The sequence below is a fragment of the Rothia koreensis genome (genome assembly GCF_004136575.1).
Classification (GTDB): domain Bacteria; phylum Actinomycetota; class Actinomycetes; order Actinomycetales; family Micrococcaceae; genus Rothia; species Rothia koreensis.
Genome location: NZ_NOIQ01000002.1, coordinates 49,549 through 67,265, shown reverse-complemented (window position 1 = coordinate 67,265; position 17,717 = coordinate 49,549). Strand labels below are relative to the sequence as shown.

The following is a 17,717-nucleotide window of genomic DNA, read 5'->3' as shown; positions in this document are numbered from 1 at the left end:
CGTATCTATTTCTCGAAAACGTCTGTCGTGTGGAAGTTCTGGTAACTGCGGGATGCCGTCGGACCTCGTTGGCCCTGGTAACGGTTGCCGTAGGTCCCGGAGCCGTAGGGATGATCCGTGGGCGAGCTGAGGCGGAAGAAGCACAGTTGCCCGACCTTCGACCCCGGCCACAGCAGAATCGGCAATGTCGCCATGTTGGACAGTTCCAGAGTCACGTGGCCCGAGAAACCGGGATCGATGAAACCCGCGGTGGAATGGGTCAGCAGGCCGAGACGGCCCAGGGACGACTTGCCCTCCAGACGGGCGGCGACGTCGTCGGGGAGGGTGACCTGCTCGTAGGTCGATCCCAGCACGAACTCCCCCGGGTGCAGGATGAACGGCTCGTCCGGTTTGGTCTCGATCAATCGAGTCAGCTCCGGCTGGTCCTCACGAGGATCGATGTACGGATACTTGTGGTTGTCGAACAGCCGGAAGTACCTGTCCAAGCGCACATCAATACTCGCGGGTTGCATCATCGCCGGATCATAGGGATCCAGCCGGATGCGTCCGCGGTCGATGTCCTGGCGTATATCGTGGTCTGAAATCAGCACGGTTTAAGAATAAGACATGCTCGGAGTGCACCCGCCACCGGTTCGCACCGCTTCCGATGATGCGCTACGATAATTTCTGGTCCTTTGAGGATCATGCGGCTGTAGCTCAATGGTAGAGCGCACGCTTCCCAAGCCTGATACGCGGGTTCGATTCCCGTCAGCCGCTCCGATTCCGCCGAGCCATTCCATGAAGTGAGTTGGTCCGGTGCCACGCAGCCGATGAATGATCGGCAACGACGACGGGCCGCAGAGGTTTCTGCGGCCCGTCGTCGTATTCCATGGATGCCCGGCCCTGATGAACGTGCCGAAGCGTCCGTCGCCCGTGACACGAAGCCCGAGACCCGGGCCCCATCATCCAGGACTCGTCCTTCAGCCGAGCAGGTTGGTCCTGGCCCCTGGTTGCTGGGCAGGGTCTTCCGGCTTGCGGAGCAGGGCCACCAGGAAGGTGGAGTCCGGGCCCCACGGGTCGAGCTCCCAGGTCGACAGCCTGAGATCCACGTCCAACCCGGCATCCTCCGCGTCCTGGAAGAAGTCGTCGAAGAGATACCCCCGGCCTGCGCCGAACCCGACCGCTGCACGTCCGCCCGGCGTGAGGGCACGCTTGAAGCCTTCCAGAACCGCCCGGCGGGTGGATGGAGCCAGAAAAGTCATCACATTGCCCGCGCAGACCACGGTATCGACCGCGCCCATGACCTCGGCTGGCATCGCCGCGTCCAGGTCGGCGAGGTCACCGGTCAGCCATGTCGCCTCCGGGTGGTCGATGCGAGCTTGGTCGATGAGTTCGGGGTCGACGTCGATCCCGATCACCCGGTGTCCGCGGCGTTCGAGTTCGCCGCCGACGCGGCCCGGTCCGCATCCTGCGTCGAGGATGGTCGAGCCTCGCGATGACATGGCATCGATCGTCCGGGCTTCCCCGTCCAAATCGGCTCCCTGCGCGCGCATCGCCTCGAACCGTTCGATGTACCACCGGGAGTGACCGGGGTTGTTCTTCTTCTGGACTTCCCACAGTGAAGGTTCGCGCATGCGTCGAGTCTAGCCTGCCCCGTGGGTCAGTCCTTCCCTGGCCCCGAAGACCTCGGGCCAGACGCCCAGGATCACAATCAGCGCCAGGAACACCAGGCCCATGGCCGCGATCAGGGTCGACCGGAAGGCCGGGTGCAATTCGTGCCACGAGACGAGGCCCTTGTGCTTGGCGGCCAGCTCCGTGACATTGATCGACGAATACACGGTGGTCTGGGGTGTTACCTTGCCGGACAGGGTCCGGAGCGTCTTGGCGTCCCAGACACGTCCGTCAAAACGCATCAAGGATTTTCCTTGGGGACCCGTGAACCAGAGGCCGGGGATCCCCCTGTACCTCAGTCGTGCCCAGGCGCCGTCCCCGGCCGACAGGGCCGCCTTGGGCTTCAGCTTCTCCACGAATATCGTGTGCTCGATGCTGGCTCTGGCGACTGCCTTCCACCCGAAGAGCCGCCCTCTCAGGACGTGGGTTTCGGTGATGACGGCGACGGCGGGCTTCAGGATCGAGTACACGGCGGTGGCGGCAACGACTTCCATGACCAGCACCACGATCACGAAGGCAGCCGCGGGGCGCTTGAAGTACAGGATCGCGAGCAGCGCCACGGCCAGCAGGACGGTGGGCAGCACGGCAAGGATTCTGCGCCCGTAGGAATGGATGCGCGGATAGAACCCTTCCTCGAGCCGACCGTACTTCGCGGGAACGTCCCTTACGTTTTCTGCCATAACTCCAGCCTATTCGATGCCTGCTGCGTGGCTTCCGACACCCTATATGCTGGTACCCATGTTCCCCCGCTCCCCCGTGAACCGAGCACTGGCGACATTCTGCGTCGGACTGCTGGCGACGGCGGGTTTGGCCGTGGCCGCCATGGCCCTGATCTCGCACTACGCGTTCGGACCCACGGCCCCGGTCAGGAGCTACATGCAGGCCATCCAGAACGGGGACGGCGGCAAGGCCATGGACCTGATGAACGCCGATGTTCCCGATTCGAATGCGGCCATGCTGGACGGCCGGTCGCTGTCCGAGGCAACACGCACCCTGGACCATCTCAGGTACAGCGTTCACCAGGAGTCGGAGGATTCCGCGGTCGTCACGGTCGAGTACAGGCTGAACGGGGCGACGTCGAGCACCGAATTCCCCGTTCACCGGACAGGGGTCCACGCGGGGGTCCTGGAGGACTGGTCCATCGATTCGCGCACGTTGCCCACCGTCAAGGTTTCGACGCCCGGGGTGGAAACCGCCACGGTCAACCGACAGAAGGTTGGGGTGCAGGGCGGGGACCAGGACTTCGCGGTCTTCTACCCTGGCGTCTATACGGCGGAATACACATCGTCCCTGGTGACAGCGCCCGAGACGACAACCACCGTGACGGATCCCGAACCCGGCCACGACGACACCAACAGGCCGTCGCTGTCGCTGAAGCCAGCGCCTAGCCGACACGCCAAGGACTCCATCAAGTCCCAGGTCTCCGGAAAGCTCGACGAATGCGCCCGGCAGAACACCTTGTATCCGAAGGGATGCCCCTTCGAATACGAATTCCGCGGGCGCGTCCAGGGCGGCGTGCACTGGAGCATCAGCGAGTACCCGGATTCCTCGGCCACCGTGGACCAGCAGGGTCGCTGGAAACTGACAAACCCCAAGGGCAAGGCCCAGATCGAGTTCCAGTCCCTCGATCTCTACACGGGAACGGTCAGCACCGTGAAAAAGACCGTGCCGTTCCAGCTGAACGCCGCGTTGCAGGTCAAAGGCGACCAGGTCGTCGTCAACACCCACTGAACCGGGACGGGCTCAGTTCACGCCTCGCAGGTCCAGAGTCATGGTGTGTTCGTCCTCTTCGTTGCCCGTGACGCGAACCGGTATCCCCCAGTCCTGCTGGTAGAGGTGGCACGCCGCGTGATCGGGGATTTCACCACCGGGCTCGCCATCGCAGGCGGCCGCGCGCGCGGTCACGTGCAGCACGGCGTCGGTGATGTCCGGGTTCAACGTCAACGTTCGTGTCAGGCCCTGTTGCGCGCCGGATCCCTCGACGATGAACTCGGGAGGAGTCGCCGAGACCTTGAGCTGCGTGGGATCGCCCCAACGATCGTCCAGTTTCTGGCCGGTCGGCGCGGAGAACCGAGAGACGATCTCGAGAGTGTCCCCTGCCAGCAAGGACGGCGGGCGCTGCGTCTGAGACGCTCCTTCGTCGACCCTCTGGGCCTCCTTCGGGATCGGGAGGCGAACGACTTGGTGCGCGTTGGCCTCGACCACGAGCAGCAGCGGATCATTGCCTTCTCCGCGGTCTTCGAGCAGAACATCGGACGGTTCCGCGAGGTCACGGGCCAAGGTCGTCAGTTCTTTCGCTACGGGGTCCCATCGGCGTACCGCGCCGTTGTAGGTGTCAGCAATGGCCACTGACTGGTCGGGCAGGACCGCGACTCCCAAGCAGTGCTGCAACCGAGCTTCCTCGGACGAGCCGTCGCGGAAGCCGAAGTCGAACAGTCCTTGTCCCACGACAGAGGTCACGGTGGGTCCGCCCTCGTCGAAGGCAATCTTCCGCACGGCCGACGTCTCGGAATCGGCGACCCATACGGTTCCGTCCGGTGCCTGCGCCAGGCCGGAGGACTGCGCGAACCACGCGTCGGCGGCGGGACCGTCGAGGAGACCCTCTGCACCGGTTCCGGCCAGGACCTGGACGGTTCCCGCCACGGGGTCGAAAGAGAAGATCTGGTGGGTGCCGGCCATAGCGACCACGAACGCTTCGATGGCATCCGACCAGAGGACATCCCACGGCGAGGACAGCGACACGGTCAGGGGGTCGGCCGCGGGGTCGATGACGTTGGGGTCGCCTGTGCGAGCGCCCTCCGCGTCGAGCAGCCTCTGGACACCATTGCCGGCAACGGTCGAGACCTTGCCGGTGCCGAGCTCGATTCCTCGCAGACGGTGATTGACGGAATCGGCCACCAGGACGTCGTACCCGACGCTGTCCCGAAGCCTTTCCGGAACGATCGCGAGGCCCTGCGGTTCGTTGAACCGGGCCTCGTCCGAGGTTCCGTCCTCATAGCCTTTGTCGTTGCCGCCCCAGGCCCGCAGGACCTTCTCGAGGGAGGAATCGAGCTCGACCACGCGGTGCCGGCCGGTGTCCGTGACCAGGTAGGTCTGGTCATCGGCGTCCGGCGACCTCAGCTCGGCCGGGAGAGCATTGATCTTCCCGGGAAACGACAGCACGCCCTCTTGCTTGGGCCGCGGAACATAGGGGCCGCTCCCCCGGTGCAGAGTGCCCTTGGCCTCGTGCTCCTCCGCCAGCTCGTGAACCAGCGAGACCAGCCCTTGCACGTGTCCCTCGCCGGAGAGGTGCGCGACGACATAGCCCTCCGGGTCCACGACGACGAGCGTCGGCCATGCTCGCGCGGTGTAGGCCTGCCAGGTGCCCAGTTCGGGGTCGTCCAGGACCGGGTGGCGCAGGTCGTAACGGTCCACGGCCGCGGCGAGCGCCTCGGGATCGGCCTCATGTTCGAATTTCGGGGAATGGACTCCCACCGTGACGAGGATGTCCGAGAACTCTTCCTCGAGCGGACGCAGTTCGTCCAGAACGTGGAGGCAGTTGATGCAGCAGAAGGACCAGAAGTCGAGGATGACGATCTTTCCGCGGAGGTCGGACCACGTCAGTTCTTTCCCACCAGTGTTCAGCCAATTGCGGCCGGTCAGCTCCGAGGCGCGTACACGGGGCGCGCGTTCAACCATCGAGTCCTCTTTTCTGTGTGGGCGCGGCCCGCTGGGGCCGACTGCGTGGATGCTTGCGGAAAGAGTAACAACCGGCGGGACGGAGATGTTCCGTGTGTCGCCGTCGCGTCATTCACCTGTGCGCAAACGTCATATTCGAACGCACCGGGGTTCATTGTGGACGGAAACTAGCGACGGTCCCGCGACGAGGAAGTGCCCTCTTCGTTGAGGCGTTCGAACATTTCGTTGTACGCCTCCAGTTCGGCGTCGCCATCCCGGTCGGCCTGCCGGTCGATGCGTTTCGCCAGGCGGCCGTCGGCAATGGACCACTGCACGCCGACGACCACGGCGATCAGCATGGTCGGGATCTCGCCCATGCCCCACATGATCGATCCGCCGAGCTTCTGGTCCCCGAGCGCGGAGAGGCCCCACGGACGCCCGACGTTGCCGAACCACGAAGCCTGCAACAGCGCATTGGAGCTCATCAGCGCGATCCCCACGAAGGCGTGGTATCCCAGGGTCGCAATGAGGACGACGAGGCGAATCGCGTACTGCGGACGACGCGGAATCGGATCGATTCCGATCAGGACCAAGAGGAACATGTACCCGGTGAGCAGGAAGTGGGCCATCATGAATTCGTGACCCACGTGGTATCGCAGGGCGACCCCGAACAACGGGGTGAAGTAGAAGATCACGATCGACCCCGCGAAGTTCACGGCCGCAACGATCGGGTTGGTCACGATCTTCGACCAGGTCGAATGCGTGAACCACAGGATCCATTCGCGCGGCCCGCGAGTACCGTCCTGTCGCGGTTCCAGTGCCCTCAGGAACAAGGTCACCGGGGCTCCCAGGACCAGGAAGATCGGAATGATCATCGTCAGCAGCATGTGCTCGACCATGTGCGCGGAGAACAGCACCCTCGAGTAGACGGGCAGAGAGCCCGACGTCGCGAAGGTCAGGAATGCAAGACCCACGATCCACGAGACCAGTCGCAGCGGGTTCCAGTTGCCGCCACGGGACCTGACTTTGAGGAAGGCCCACACGTAGAACCACACGGCCAGAACGGCGACGGCGACCCACAGCCAGTCCCAACGCCACGTGGTGAACCACGTGGCCGTCGTGGGTTCACCCGGCATTTCGTACCAGGTGATGATGCGCGCGGGGGACGCGTCCGGTTTCAGCTCCTCCGGAACGGGCGGTGCGCTCCTGGAGAGTGTCACGGCGACACCGGACACGGTTCCCATGATCACCAGCTCCGCAAGGATCACCTGCCAGATGCCGCGGAAGGCACTCACCGCGCCCGACTCGACCCTCGGAATCAGGTACAGGCGGTGTGCCGCCCCGGCGATACCCAACAGGAGGGTGAGCGCCGCCTTGGTCACGATGAGGGCCCCGTACGTGGTGCCGAGATCGGAGAGGCCGTAGATGCGGATGTCGGCGTTGATGATTCCCGAGAACAGAACCATCACGAATCCGGCCAGTGCGACGGCCGAGTATCTCCTGAGCACGACCACGGCCATGGGGGCTCGACGGTCACGTGCGCTGAGAGTCCCACGTTTCTTCTGCGGAACGGTCCCCGTCCCGGCGTCGGGCCCCGAGAGCTGACGGGACAGGTAGGCCAGGACGACGAGGCCCCCGAACCACAGGCTCACACCCAAAAGGTGAAGGCCGAGCGAGTTCACGGCGCCCATGTGATCGTCGCCGCCCGAGGAGTGGCCGCTGAGGGCGAGAGCCACGAGCGCGACCATGGACACCCCGAGGGTCAGCAGAAGACCGAGCAATTGCCGCACCGCAAATATCAAGGTGGTCACCACGGCCGCGACAACGATGATCGTCGTCTGTTCCTGGCCGCCCGCGATGCTCTGCATGTAGCTGAGCAACTGACTCGTGAAGGCCTTGTCGCTGCTCACGGCTGTCCCGGCGACGTCGGCGTAAGAAAGAATCAGCACCGCAACTGCTGCAATGGTCCAGGTCATGGACGCGACGGCCCCGAAATTCAGCGCGGCAACGAACGGAGGGTATTCCTCGGTCGCGGCCGCTTCTCTGTCCCGGATGCCCTGCACTTCGTCCGCGGAGGCGTGGGCCAGGTCCTCGCTGGTGGCATACTCCGAATCCGCGATCATGCGGCCGCTGCTCCGCCGCCGACCCGTGCTCTTCGCGTCGGCAGCGTAGCGGGGGATGAAGAACACCGTGAACACCAGTGCCCCCATGGTCGCTGCCATGGAGATGTTGTGGATCGACGTCGCGACGGGCAGAGCCCACCGCACGAATGGCCCGGGGTCGTTCAGGCTCGTTCCCGCCGCGGTGCCTGAGAGAATCAGCGACACGACGAGGAACACGAGGGTCGCGCCCGGCACCACGAGCAGCCACGGGCGATGGAGTCCTCTCGCGAGTCCCTGTGGTACCTCCCGCCTCGGCGCGGTCGTCCGACCGCCGGCCTTCGGCTTGCTGCTCGTCATCAAATCCTCGGTTCGAAAGTGGGTGAAGTCGTTGCCTTGCCCCTTCCGGGGAAGGGGCAAGGCTGTTCGAGCGCTACGTCTCGAAAAGGAAGTCCCCGATGAATCCGTTCTGGTCGCATCCCGGAGGAATCGCGAAGACTGCGGAACCGATGGGGACGGTCCACGTGTTGAGCATGTCCAGTTCGGCCAGTCGTTGCTGGATGGGCACGAATTGCTTGACCGGGTCCGCCTGGTAGGAAGCGAAAATGAGCCCTGTTCGGCTCACCCCGCCTTCGGATGATCCGGACTGGGACAACCCGGACGCATTCGAGACCGGCAGGTCATAATTGTACGGCCGTCTCAGGATGCGTTCGACCGGGCTTTGGGCCGTCGCCCGACGAACGTGCGCATAATCCGCGACCACGGGGAAACCCACCGGGGTCTTGGCCGTCAGGTCCACCGGGTCGGTCTCCTTCGTGCCGGTCAGGGGCGCGCCGTTGGAAAGTTTCCTTCCGACGGCGTCCTCCCGCCCAGGATTGTCCACTTCGTCCCACGTGTCCAGGTTCATGTGTATTCGCCGGATCACCAACGAGGTGCCACCCTCGATCCAAGGCTCCAGTCCGTCCGCCGAACCGTAGACGACGTCGTCCATGCTCGAGTCCTCGGTGCTGGGGTTGATCGTTCCGTCGACCTGACCGAAGAGGTTCCGCATGGTGGTCCCCTTCTTCAGGGATCCCGCCGCGTTGCGAAAACCTTCCTGGACCCAGTGGACTCGGCCGAAGCTGCGGATCTCCTTGAGCAGCATGCGCTGGGCGTGCGCCAACGTCATTCTGTCGTCGCAACAGATCTGCAGAAGAAGGTCGGCCGGACCGTATTCGTCGGTCAACTTGTCGATCTTGTCGAAAGCCGGAAGCGGTTTGAGCCAGGACGGTTTTGCCCCGGGGTTGGCGAGATCGAAGATTTTCTCCCCGAACCCGAAGGTGATCGTGAGATTGGCGGAGATGCTCGCCAACTCGGGTTCCTGGTCGTTGATCGGCCCTTTCCCCGACGTCAGGGACGCGGCGTCGTCGGTGAGGATCCGAAGCATGCGCCGGATGTCCGACGACGTCGTCCCCTCCCTGAGGCGGAGCCCGATGAAGTTGCCGTATGCAGGAGCCGGAGTCGCGACACCGGCCTGACGCTTGCCGTGGAAGGCCACGGTCGAGGCCGCAAGCGAGGTGCCTCCCGAAGCCGCCTGGGGGTTTCCTGAGTCGTCCGAGGCGTCCGAAGAGCCGTGGTGGCCGCCGCGGCGGGCGAGCGAGACGCTCGCCCCCGCGGCGGCACCGACGGATGCAGTCGCCCCGCCGACGAGCAGATTTCTACGGCTCCACAACCCACGCCGTGGAGCCGGATCCTTCGTGCTGTCGATCATGGGCTCGCTCCCCTACGAAGAGCAGCTGGGCAGCTTGCTCGAGCTCTCGCTCATTCCGCCCATGTCGTGACCGGAATGCTCACCCATGTCGTGACCGGAGTGATCGCCCGGAGCCTGGCTCGCGTCCTGTCCCGCCGACGAGCCGGATCCTTCCGCCGGGTCGTAGTTCTCCTTGGCGCCGCTGTAGTCGCGGATCGGGGCATCGATGTCCATGCTCTTTCCGTCCGCGGTCTTCACGGTGACCTTGATGCTGTCGCCGGCCAGCAAGGAGCACTTCAGGTCCATGAGCATGATGTGATTGCCCCCGGGCTTGAGCTCGATGGACTTGCCCTTCCCGATCGTGAACCCGTCCTCCTTCTCCTTCATGGACGAAGCCCCGGTCTTCGGGTCGGTCACGGTTTCGTGCAGCTGGGTCTTGCCGGCCGCCTTCGTCTCCGCGGAGGTTACCGTGACGTCATGGTCGGAGGTGTTCTCCAGCGTGCCGAACACCGCAGTCATGCCGGAATCGGCCGCCTTCGCCCACGGATCCTTGACGGACAGCCCGGCCCCGGAATTCTTCGCTTCCGAGGAGGCCGACGCCGAACTCGTGCTGCCGGCGTCCTGAGAGCCGCCGCATCCGGTGAGGGCCAGGGTCGCGCTGGCGGCGAGGATCGCGGGCGCCAGGAGAATTCGTGTCTTCTTGGTGATGGACACCGTTCCTACCGCCCTTCGTCGTTCTTCTTGGCGCGGACCCGTGCAATCAGGAGCGCGACGACGGCCAGCACACCGAGGGCGATGACCGCGCCGATGAGGGCGCTCACCCACACGGGAAGTCCGGAGTCCTTGGTCTCCGAGTCGCTCGAGGCGGCATCCGAAGAATCGGAGCCACCGCTCGAGTCGGAGGAAGCCTCGTTGCTGGGCTTCGCCTGGTCTCCGGAGCCTCCGTCGCCCACGGTGAAGTTGTAGACACCTTCGATCGGGTGGCCGTCCTGGGAGACGACACGCCAGGCCACCTTGTAGGTCTCGTTCTCGGCGTCCGAGGAGATCTTCTGGGTGACGTCCTTGCCCTCTACGGTTGTCTCTCCATTGCTCACGGTCTTGCCGTGCGAATCCGTGACAACGACCTTGTTGCCGTTGTCGACGTGGGTGATGTCCCCGGAGAAGGTCAGGGTCACGTGGTCCGGGGCCGTGCTGACCGAGGTGTCCTGGGCGGGATCGGACTGCACGAGCTGGTCGTGGGCCTGCGCAGCCGTCGGGCTCATCAGGAGCGCGAAGACCGCCAGAGCGATCATGGTGGGAATGGTCATGGCGCGTCGGAGCGCCACGGCACGAGTTGTTGTCTTTTTCTTGATGGGTTCGGCGATAGCCATGGTCTTCTCTCTTGTGTCGCTGAGTGCTCCGGGCACGGCAGGACTCAGTGCCCCGGCAGGACCCGGAGTGGTTGGTTTCAGACGGAAGCGAGAAGAGAAGGCGGACCGCGCAGAGGCACCGGTCCGGCGTAGGCCTTGCGAACGAGGACACGGACCGTGCGAGTCACCGGCAACGGCCGGGAGACGGAATCGATCGGCTTCGGCTGGGGAATCGAGGAAACGACTCGCTCCAGGCCGAGGCGGATGGCTTGGGACAGCGCCGCGAGTGCGGCGTCGCCCCGACGTATCGCGAGGTAGGTCAGCCACGCCGCAGCGAGGTGTGTCATCACCATCGCGGGGGACATCCCGGTCGCGTGTCCGCTGACGGTCGCGGTCAGCGACCCGGTGCCGTGCATCATGTGGTGACTGTGCGCGGACATCTCTCCGCCGCCGGCAGGCGCCATGACGACGCCGTGGCCCGTCTGCGCGAAGAGCCAGTGGAGGATCCCTTGGGAAGAGACGACACTCAGGATCGTGGAGAAGGCCGAGCGTCTGACCCCGCAGAGGAGTACGCACACCAGGCCGGACAGCGCCCAGCACACGGCGACGAGTGACGCCGGCGGGACGTGCCCCATCGCGAGAACGTGTGAGACCACGCCCGAAAAAGTGGAGATGGTGGCCAGGGACCAGCCCCGGACGAGACGCGGGATACGGTGCGACGCGGCGCGAGAAGCCACAACGTCCACCCCCTGAGCCTTCCGTGTGCGAGGCAATCGACCGGGACGACGCGGTCGCGTCGCCCCGGCCAGTCTACCAACGGTTCTGGTCGTCCCGACCCGCCTGTCAGCGCAATCACTCGGCTCACACGGACGAAGCCCCGCCCCGAGAAAGGCCCGGCCTCACCAATGGAAAGGCCCCGCATCCCTGATGAGGGATGCGGGGCCTTCAAGCGTCTGCAGTCGGATGACTACTTCTTGGCAACAGCTGCCTTCAGCTTGGAACCAGCGCTCAGCTTGACTCCGTGGCCGGCGGGGATCTTGATGGCCTCGCCGGTCTGGGGGTTACGACCGGTGCGTGCTGCACGATCGGTGCGCTCCACGGACAACCAACCGGGAATGGTGATCTTCTCGCCCTTGGAAACCGAGGATTCGAAAACCTGGAAAACAGCATCCAGAACGCCGTTGACGGCGGCCTGGCTCATACCCGACTTCTCGGCAACCTCGGAAACGAGTTCGCTACGGTTCTTAGCCATATCTGTGTCCCTCCTGAGACTTGAATTTTCTTGGCTCCAGCCGACTATACCGGCCTACACCCGAAAAATTACCAGCTTGACTTGGTAATTCCCGGCAATTCGCCGCGATGCGCCATCTGGCGGAAGCGGACGCGGGAGATACCGAACTTCTGGAAGGTACCGCGCGGACGACCATCGATCTGATCGCGGTTACGGACACGGATGGGGGAAGCATTGCGGGGAAGCTTCTGCAGACCCAGGCGGGCCTCCTCGCGCTCCTCCGGGGTTGCATTCTCGTCCACAAGGGTCTTCTTGAGGGCGGCACGCTTTTCCGCGTAGCGCTCAACGATGACCTTGCGCTGCTCGTTACGAGCGATCTTGGACTTCTTGGCCATAGCTCTTAGCGCTCCTCTCGGAAATCGACGTGCCTGCGGACGACCGGGTCGTACTTCTTCATGACCAGGCGGTCCGGGTTGTTGCGGCGGTTCTTGCGGGTCACGTAGGTGTAACCGGTGCCGGCAGTGGACTTGAGCTTGATGATCGGACGAACGTCCTTGGTATTCGATGCCATGCTTAAATCTTCTCCCCGCGTGCAAGGATGTCGGCTACGACGGCGTCGATCCCGCGGCTGTCGATGACCTTGATGCCCTTGGCGGACACGTTCAGCGTGACATTGCGGCGAAGGGACGGGACCCAGTAGCGCTTCTTCTGAATGTTCGGATCGAACCGACGCTTGGTGCGGCGGTGCGAGTGCGAAATGCTGTGTCCAAAGCCGGGAACAGCTCCGGTCACCTGGCAGACGGCTGCCATAGTTTCTCCTCCAAATGTTGACACGATGACGGTGCGCAGTTGTGGCTTCCACGAGGGCTGCCTTCCGAGCGCTCCGTCACCTACTTAGAGCACCGGGTTATTCGCCGGGACAGAGTGTGGAACAGGCGCCTGCGTGAGATTTTCAGGCCCTGCCCCCGCCGCGGGATAACGGTGAAGCTTTATTCGGTGCCGAGAGGTGGACTCACCACTACGACAGCGTTAAATACTATGGAATCGGCGTATCAATCGCAACCTGCGGCCCGCGGAACATGGCCTTAATCACCGGATTCCGACGCCGCGCCCGGCTCGGATTCGGTCACCGTCATGCTCTGCAATTCCGGGTATTTGGGTGACATCGAGTCCCCCGACGACGTTCCTCGCAGCCTCCGCCCGACCCAGGGAAGAGCGAATTCTCGGACCCATTCGACGTTCGCTCTGGTGGTCTGGACGCGCGAGACCTGTCGCATCTTCGGCAGGGGCTCCAGCCCCAGGTCCACCGCCGGCGTCACCTCGAGGGCTTCCAGGACCTTCCCCGCCAGTTTCCTGTGCCCGCGGGTGTTCATGTGCAACCGGTCCGGGGCCCAGTACCGGGAGTCCGAGAATTCCTTGCTCATACGCCAGTAGTCGACCAGGATCAGCCCATGACGGTCCACGATCTCCCGGAGCAATTCGTTGTAGATGGCGGCGCGCCCACGGGTGCCCTTGAAGACGCCGTAGAAGTTCTTGGCGTCGAATCCGGTGAACGTCAGGACGTGCGCGCCGCTGGAACGCAGCCTCGAGATTGCGTCTTCGTAGCCGACCATCATGTCGTCGATGTCCACGCTGGGTCGCAGGATGTCATTGCCGCCCGCGTAGATGCTCACGAGGGTCGGCTCGAGCTCGAGGGCGGCGTCGATCTGCTCGTCCAGGATCGGCGCCATGGTGCGTCCCCTGATGGCGAGGTTCGCGTACGTCGTCCGGGGGAAGCGGAGCGTGAGCTGTTCGGCCACTCGGTCGGCCCACCCACGGACGCCGTTGGGACGGTCGGGGTCGACGTCGCCCACGCCTTCGGTGAAGGAGTCGCCGACGGCCACGTACCGGATGGGATCCCTCTCTGTGCGGTCCTCGGACCCCTCCCGGCTGGCGTCGGACATGATTCTCCCTACGATGCGGTCTACGTTGTTTCCGGACCTTTCCTCATGTCGGAAAGCCCCTCATCATTGACGTTATGCCCGCGTGCAATGCTTCGCAATCCGAACGATACCGACGTCGCCGGGATCAGGACTCGGCGTGGCCCGCCTTCCAATAGCCCATGAAGGAGATGCTCGACTTCGGGATTCCGGCTTCGTTGGCGCAGACGCGTCGGGCCGCGCGCACGACCGAGGCCTCCCCGGCGAGATAGACGTATGTGCTTCCGGGGTGGTCGGCCGTCTGCCACACGAATTCCTCCGCGGGGAGCCTGACTCCGAGAGGACTGTCGGCGTCCTCCTCCTTGGGCTCGAGCTCAAGGATTTCACGCAGGGCCTGAAGGGTCAGGGCCCCACGAACGCCGTCCTCTCCCCGCTCCAGCCAATGGAGTTCGACGTCGCTGTTCTCACGTGCGCGAGCCAGCAGCGGCTCGGCATGCTCGACCAGATCGCCGTTGCCTTCCGGAACTTCCAACAGAAAACGGGCTTTGCAGCCCGTGGGCAGCGTACGCAGAACCGACATCGCCGCGGGAACGGCCGTCTCGTCCGCGCACACGATCACGGTATCGGCCTGCTCCGGCTTCCACATGGCCCAGAGCTGCCCGTCCCGGGGCGGGCCGATGAAGCTCAGGCCGTCTCCGACCCGAGCGGACGAGGCCCACGACGCCCCGGGCCCCATGGCCGGCGATTGGCCTTCTTCGTCCGTGCCCTCGGGGGGATGCAGGACGAAATCGACGTCGATCTCCACACCGTTCTTGCCCTCGGCCGAGGTCCAGGGACGCGAATCCCTCAACGTATAGGTTCGAATCCACCCACCGCGCTCCTCGGGCGACGCCGCGAACCACTCCTTCCGCCACGCGTCGTGAAGATCCGGAACCACGGGGTCCGTGCGGTCCGGGTGCGGGATGAAGAGCTTGATGTACGAATCCAGGACCTGTTCGTTGCCGTCGCCCGCGGGAGCCGCGAGCCGGCTCAGCTGTTCGGAGGCCAGGCTGATTCGCACGAAGTCGCGGCTCAGCTTCTTCGCGGCAGTGACCTCCACCTGGAAAAGCTCCATGGGAATCTTGCTCACAACATTTCCTTCCTTGGACTCGGGACGACGATGGGCGAGCCGCTCGCATCCGGCGACACGACGGCGTCGAGCCCGAAAACCTCCGCCAGGTTGTCTCGGGTGAGGACCTCTGACGGCGCACCGGACATCTTGATCTGCCCGTCCTTCATGGCCACCAGGTGATCCGCGCACCGCGCGGCGAGATTGAGTTCGTGGAGGACAAGCAGCATGGTCGTGCCGCGCGACCGGTTGAGACGGACCACCAAGTCCAGCAGGTCCACCTGGTGAGCGAGGTCCAGGTACGTGGTCGGCTCGTCGAGGAGCAGAACGTCGGTTTCCTGGGCCAATGACATCGCGATCCAGACGCGTTGGCGCTGACCGCCCGAGAGCTCGGCCACCGGGACATCGGCCAGTTGCTCGGTGTGCGTCGCTTCGAGCGCCCAGGCGACGGCGGCGTCGTCCTCGCGCGACGCCTTGGAGAACATTCCCTGATAGGGATATCTCCCGCGAGACACCAGATCCGCGACCGTGATGCCGTCCGGCGCGATCGGGTGCTGAGGCAGAAGGCCGACCCTCCTGGCGAAATCGCGGGAACCGTATTTGGAGACGTCCTTCGAGTCCAGGTGGACTCGACCGCCCGCAGGTTTGAGAAGCCTCGAGAAACCGCGCAGGAGCGTGGACTTGCCGCACCCATTGGGGCCGATGATCGCGGTCACCTGCCCCGAGGGAACCTCGAAGTCCAGGTTTTCGACGATGTTCCTGCCCCCGTAATTCAGGGTCAGGGATTCGGCGCACAGGCGGAGGCTCTGGGCCGGTTTCGACGTACTGGTCATGGTGGGAGCCTGGGTCGCGGTCATGGGGTCAAGACCTCTCTTTCTGGGCAGCGGCGACGAGCCAGAGCAGGATGGGCGCGCCCACGATGCCTGTCACGACGCCGACGGGGAGTCGGCCGCCCGGGATCAAATTGGCGGCCACGAAGTCTGCGAGCACCACGATGATTGCGCCGATCAGCGCGGACGCGGTGAGGGAATGCTTGCCGCCGACGCATTTCCGGGCGATCGGACCGGATACGAAAGCGACGAAAGTGATGGGACCCGTCATGGCGACGGCGAAGGCCACGAGCAGGACGGCCAGAACGACGTAGAGCCAGCGGGTACTCGCCACGGGTACGCCCAAGCCCGACGCCATCTCGTCCCCCACCTCGAGCGCGTGGAGATTCCTGGAAAACAGCGCGATCAGCGGCAGCACGACCACCAGTACGAGCCCGAGAACGGAAATCCGTTGCCATGAGGCCGATCCGAGGGACCCCGTCAGCCAGATCGCGGCGTCGGCGGCCTTGTAGATGTTGACTCGGGACAACAGGTAATTGGTCAGGGCGACGGCCAGCACGGAAATTCCCAGACCGATCAGGATGAACCTGTTTCCGACCATGCTCTCCCGCTGCGCCGAGAGCCCGAAGATCACCGCAACGCATGCGACCGCTCCGATGAGGCCACCCGTGGCCATGCCGGTTCCGGCGGCCCCGAACATGGAGACAGCCACCACGGCTCCGAGGCTCGCCGAGGTGTTGATCCCGATGATGTCGGGGCTGGCGAGCGGGTTCCGGAGCAGAAGCTGGAAGATCGCGCCGGAGCAGCCGAAGGCCAGGCCCGCCAGGGTTCCGAGGACGGCGTGAGGCAGTTTGTCCTGCAGGACGATGAATTTCGCTCCGGCCGCCCCAGGGATGGAATGTCCGGCAAGAATCGAGAAGAAGTCGGGGATCGCGACCGTGTAGGTTCCGAGAAGAACGCGGATCGCGAAGACCCCCACCAGCCCGATGGCGAGGGCGATGACCATGGCCACCGGGCGGACGCTCCTCCGACGACGGAGGAATCCGACCTCGCGCTGGACGGCTTCTGCCGCAGGGGCATCCGGTCGCTGATCGATTGCGGTGCTCACAGGTTCACCGCCTTCCGGGTACGAATGAGGTAGATGAAGATCGGGACGCCGACGATTGCCATGGTCACGCCGACCTCGATCTCCGTGGGAGGCAGGAGCACACGTCCGACCACGTCGGCCCACAGCAGGATCACGGGGCCGGCCCCGAGGCTGAGCGGCATGATCCACCGGTAGTCGGGCCCCAGGACGGCACGCAGGGCATGAGGAATCATGAGGCCGAGGAATGCGATGGGCCCGGCCAGGGCGACGGCCGCGCCGCACAGGAGAGTGATGCCCACGAAGATCACGAATCTCTTCAGGGCGACCTTTTCCCCGAGAGACTGAGCCATGTCGTCGCCCAGGGCGAAGTTGTTGATCGAGGAAGCGAGACCGACCGTCAGCACGACTCCGATGACGACCAGAGGCAGGACGGACAGGAGATCCCCATAGGTCGAACGGGACAGCGAACCGATCTGCCAGTGGCGGAACTCGTCGAGAGTGTCCTGGCCCTGCAGGATCATCGCATTGGTGATGGACATCGCCCCCGCGCTGAATGCGGCCCCGACCAGGGCGAGCTTGACCGGCGTCGCACCCGATCGCCCGATGCTTGCGATCGAGTACACCAGAACGGCCGCGAGTGCGGCACCGATGACAGCCCACACCGCGTAGGTCCCGGCACCGGAGGCACCGACGGTCGCAATACCGACCACGACCAAGCAGGTCGCTCCGGAATTGATCCCGAGAATCGCCGGATCACCGAGGGGGTTCCTGGTGACGCCCTGCATCGCCGCACCGGCGGCGGCGAGAACCGCGCCGATGACGATTCCGATCACCGTGCGGCTCAGGCGGTTGGCCATGAGGACGGATTCCGAGGAACCGGCATCCGGGTGGAAGAGGGCGCGTCCCGCGGTGACCGGGTCGACCGGTTTGGACCCGATGAGCAGGGACCCGATCACGGCGACGACGAAGAGCGCGAGCACGCCGACCAGGACCAGGCCCCTCCGGGACCGGCGCCTGACCGGCGTACTCTGCCGAACGGATTCGGCGGCTGCGGACAT

19 protein-coding genes and 1 tRNA gene are annotated in these 17,717 nt (G+C 64.7%); 2 read left to right on the top strand and 18 right to left on the bottom strand.

All coding sequences use genetic code 11. The features are described 5' to 3' along the window. Positions 1 to 5: 5 nt before the first annotated feature. Positions 6 to 590 (bottom strand): dCTP deaminase, encoded by a 585-nt coding sequence (dcd, locus tag EWU68_RS03970; RefSeq protein WP_129314590.1) that lies wholly within the window; start codon positions 588 to 590, stop codon positions 6 to 8. A 95-nt stretch (positions 591 to 685) separates the two neighbouring features. On the opposite strand from dcd, the gene EWU68_RS03965 reads away from it, so the two are divergent. Continuing rightward, positions 686 to 756, top strand: a tRNA-Gly gene (locus tag EWU68_RS03965). Between the two features lie 203 nt (positions 757 to 959). Here the strand turns inward: EWU68_RS03965 and EWU68_RS03960 are convergent. Together EWU68_RS03960 and EWU68_RS03955 are read right to left on the bottom strand one after the other, a co-directional pair. Beyond that, the gene (locus tag EWU68_RS03960; RefSeq protein WP_129314589.1) at positions 960 to 1,613 is read right to left on the bottom strand and encodes a class I SAM-dependent methyltransferase; all 654 of its coding nucleotides are present in this window, start codon (positions 1,611 to 1,613) and stop codon (positions 960 to 962) included. 9 nt (positions 1,614 to 1,622) lie between these two features. After that, a complete protein-coding gene (locus EWU68_RS03955) occupies positions 1,623 to 2,330 on the bottom strand; it encodes a hypothetical protein (RefSeq protein WP_129314588.1) in 708 nt (235 codons plus the stop codon). Between the two features lie 58 nt (positions 2,331 to 2,388). Between EWU68_RS03955 and EWU68_RS03950 the strand changes: the two genes are divergently transcribed. Further along, complete coding sequence (locus EWU68_RS03950) at positions 2,389 to 3,381, top strand: hypothetical protein (RefSeq protein WP_129314587.1); 993 nt, start codon at positions 2,389 to 2,391, stop codon at positions 3,379 to 3,381. Between the two features lie 12 nt (positions 3,382 to 3,393). On the opposite strand, the gene EWU68_RS03945 is transcribed toward EWU68_RS03950, so the two are convergent. The 15 genes from EWU68_RS03945 to EWU68_RS03875 all read right to left on the bottom strand — a co-directional run bounded on the left by EWU68_RS03945 (position 3,394) and on the right by EWU68_RS03875 (position 17,717). Continuing rightward, the gene (locus tag EWU68_RS03945) at positions 3,394 to 5,328 is read right to left on the bottom strand and encodes an NHL domain-containing thioredoxin family protein (RefSeq protein WP_129314586.1); all 1,935 of its coding nucleotides are present in this window, start codon (positions 5,326 to 5,328) and stop codon (positions 3,394 to 3,396) included. Between the two features lie 167 nt (positions 5,329 to 5,495). Then, entirely contained in the window at positions 5,496 to 7,766 is a 2,271-nt protein-coding gene (locus EWU68_RS03940) for a bifunctional copper resistance protein CopD/cytochrome c oxidase assembly protein (RefSeq protein WP_129314585.1), read from the bottom strand. Between the two features lie 73 nt (positions 7,767 to 7,839). Next, the gene (locus EWU68_RS03935) at positions 7,840 to 9,156 is read right to left on the bottom strand and encodes a Dyp-type peroxidase (RefSeq protein WP_129314584.1); all 1,317 of its coding nucleotides are present in this window, start codon (positions 9,154 to 9,156) and stop codon (positions 7,840 to 7,842) included. A gap of 12 nt (positions 9,157 to 9,168) precedes the next feature. Further along, positions 9,169 to 9,849 (bottom strand): copper chaperone PCu(A)C, encoded by a 681-nt coding sequence (locus EWU68_RS03930; protein ID WP_129314583.1) that lies wholly within the window; start codon positions 9,847 to 9,849, stop codon positions 9,169 to 9,171. Positions 9,850 to 9,854: 5 nt separating this feature from the next. After that, the gene (locus tag EWU68_RS03925) at positions 9,855 to 10,505 is read right to left on the bottom strand and encodes a copper resistance CopC family protein (protein ID WP_129314582.1); all 651 of its coding nucleotides are present in this window, start codon (positions 10,503 to 10,505) and stop codon (positions 9,855 to 9,857) included. A 77-nt stretch (positions 10,506 to 10,582) separates the two neighbouring features. Continuing rightward, positions 10,583 to 11,140: a hypothetical protein gene (locus EWU68_RS03920; RefSeq protein WP_165162094.1), complete on the bottom strand. Its 558-nt coding sequence runs from the start codon at positions 11,138 to 11,140 to the stop codon at positions 10,583 to 10,585. Between the two features lie 311 nt (positions 11,141 to 11,451). Beyond that, positions 11,452 to 11,736, bottom strand: a complete 285-nt coding sequence (locus EWU68_RS03915) for an HU family DNA-binding protein (RefSeq protein ID WP_129314580.1) — start codon at positions 11,734 to 11,736, stop codon at positions 11,452 to 11,454. A gap of 68 nt (positions 11,737 to 11,804) precedes the next feature. Then, complete coding sequence (gene rpsN / locus EWU68_RS03910) at positions 11,805 to 12,110, bottom strand: 30S ribosomal protein S14 (protein WP_048683817.1); 306 nt, start codon at positions 12,108 to 12,110, stop codon at positions 11,805 to 11,807. A gap of 5 nt (positions 12,111 to 12,115) precedes the next feature. Continuing rightward, a complete protein-coding gene (gene rpmG / locus EWU68_RS03905) occupies positions 12,116 to 12,286 on the bottom strand; it encodes a 50S ribosomal protein L33 (RefSeq protein WP_129314579.1) in 171 nt (56 codons plus the stop codon). A 2-nt stretch (positions 12,287 to 12,288) separates the two neighbouring features. Next, a complete protein-coding gene (gene rpmB / locus EWU68_RS03900) occupies positions 12,289 to 12,525 on the bottom strand; it encodes a 50S ribosomal protein L28 (protein WP_129314578.1) in 237 nt (78 codons plus the stop codon). 275 nt (positions 12,526 to 12,800) lie between these two features. Beyond that, positions 12,801 to 13,658 (bottom strand): SGNH/GDSL hydrolase family protein, encoded by an 858-nt coding sequence (locus tag EWU68_RS03895; RefSeq protein ID WP_129314577.1) that lies wholly within the window; start codon positions 13,656 to 13,658, stop codon positions 12,801 to 12,803. A gap of 124 nt (positions 13,659 to 13,782) precedes the next feature. Next, entirely contained in the window at positions 13,783 to 14,763 is a 981-nt protein-coding gene (locus EWU68_RS03890) for a siderophore-interacting protein (RefSeq protein WP_129314576.1), read from the bottom strand. Beyond that, on the bottom strand, positions 14,760 to 15,599 hold the full coding sequence (locus EWU68_RS03885; protein WP_129314575.1) for an ABC transporter ATP-binding protein: 840 nt from the start codon (positions 15,597 to 15,599) through the stop codon (positions 14,760 to 14,762). Before EWU68_RS03885 ends, EWU68_RS03890 begins: the two co-directional genes overlap by 4 nt. Positions 15,600 to 15,603: 4 nt before the next feature. Next, positions 15,604 to 16,680 carry a FecCD family ABC transporter permease gene (locus EWU68_RS03880; RefSeq protein ID WP_238692308.1) on the bottom strand — a complete coding sequence of 359 codons (1,077 nt, stop codon included), beginning with the start codon at positions 16,678 to 16,680 and terminating at the stop codon, positions 15,604 to 15,606. Beyond that, the gene (locus tag EWU68_RS03875) at positions 16,677 to 17,717 is read right to left on the bottom strand and encodes a FecCD family ABC transporter permease (protein WP_129314574.1); all 1,041 of its coding nucleotides are present in this window, start codon (positions 17,715 to 17,717) and stop codon (positions 16,677 to 16,679) included. Before EWU68_RS03875 ends, EWU68_RS03880 begins: the two co-directional genes overlap by 4 nt.

Excerpts from the sequence above, each read along its gene's own strand:
- EWU68_RS03960 (WP_129314589.1), bottom strand. The coding sequence starts at position 1,613 with ATGCGCGAACCTTCACTGTGGGAAGTCCAGAAGAAGAACAACCCCGGT.
- EWU68_RS03955 (WP_129314588.1), bottom strand. The coding sequence starts at position 2,330 with ATGGCAGAAAACGTAAGGGACGTTCCCGCGAAGTACGGTCGGCTCGAG.
- EWU68_RS03950 (WP_129314587.1), top strand. The coding sequence starts at position 2,389 with ATGTTCCCCCGCTCCCCCGTGAACCGAGCACTGGCGACATTCTGCGTC.
- EWU68_RS03945 (WP_129314586.1), bottom strand. The coding sequence starts at position 5,328 with ATGGTTGAACGCGCGCCCCGTGTACGCGCCTCGGAGCTGACCGGCCGC.
- EWU68_RS03940 (WP_129314585.1), bottom strand. The coding sequence starts at position 7,766 with ATGACGAGCAGCAAGCCGAAGGCCGGCGGTCGGACGACCGCGCCGAGG.
- EWU68_RS03935 (WP_129314584.1), bottom strand. The coding sequence starts at position 9,156 with ATGATCGACAGCACGAAGGATCCGGCTCCACGGCGTGGGTTGTGGAGC.
- EWU68_RS03925 (WP_129314582.1), bottom strand. The coding sequence starts at position 10,505 with ATGGCTATCGCCGAACCCATCAAGAAAAAGACAACAACTCGTGCCGTG.
- EWU68_RS03915 (WP_129314580.1), bottom strand. The coding sequence starts at position 11,736 with ATGGCTAAGAACCGTAGCGAACTCGTTTCCGAGGTTGCCGAGAAGTCG.
- rpsN (WP_048683817.1), bottom strand. The coding sequence starts at position 12,110 with ATGGCCAAGAAGTCCAAGATCGCTCGTAACGAGCAGCGCAAGGTCATC.
- rpmG (WP_129314579.1), bottom strand. The coding sequence starts at position 12,286 with ATGGCATCGAATACCAAGGACGTTCGTCCGATCATCAAGCTCAAGTCC.
- rpmB (WP_129314578.1), bottom strand. The coding sequence starts at position 12,525 with ATGGCAGCCGTCTGCCAGGTGACCGGAGCTGTTCCCGGCTTTGGACAC.
- EWU68_RS03895 (WP_129314577.1), bottom strand. The coding sequence starts at position 13,658 with ATGTCCGACGCCAGCCGGGAGGGGTCCGAGGACCGCACAGAGAGGGAT.
- EWU68_RS03885 (WP_129314575.1), bottom strand. The coding sequence starts at position 15,599 with ATGACCGCGACCCAGGCTCCCACCATGACCAGTACGTCGAAACCGGCC.
- EWU68_RS03875 (WP_129314574.1), bottom strand. The coding sequence starts at position 17,717 with ATGTCCGCAGCCGCCGAATCCGTTCGGCAGAGTACGCCGGTCAGGCGC.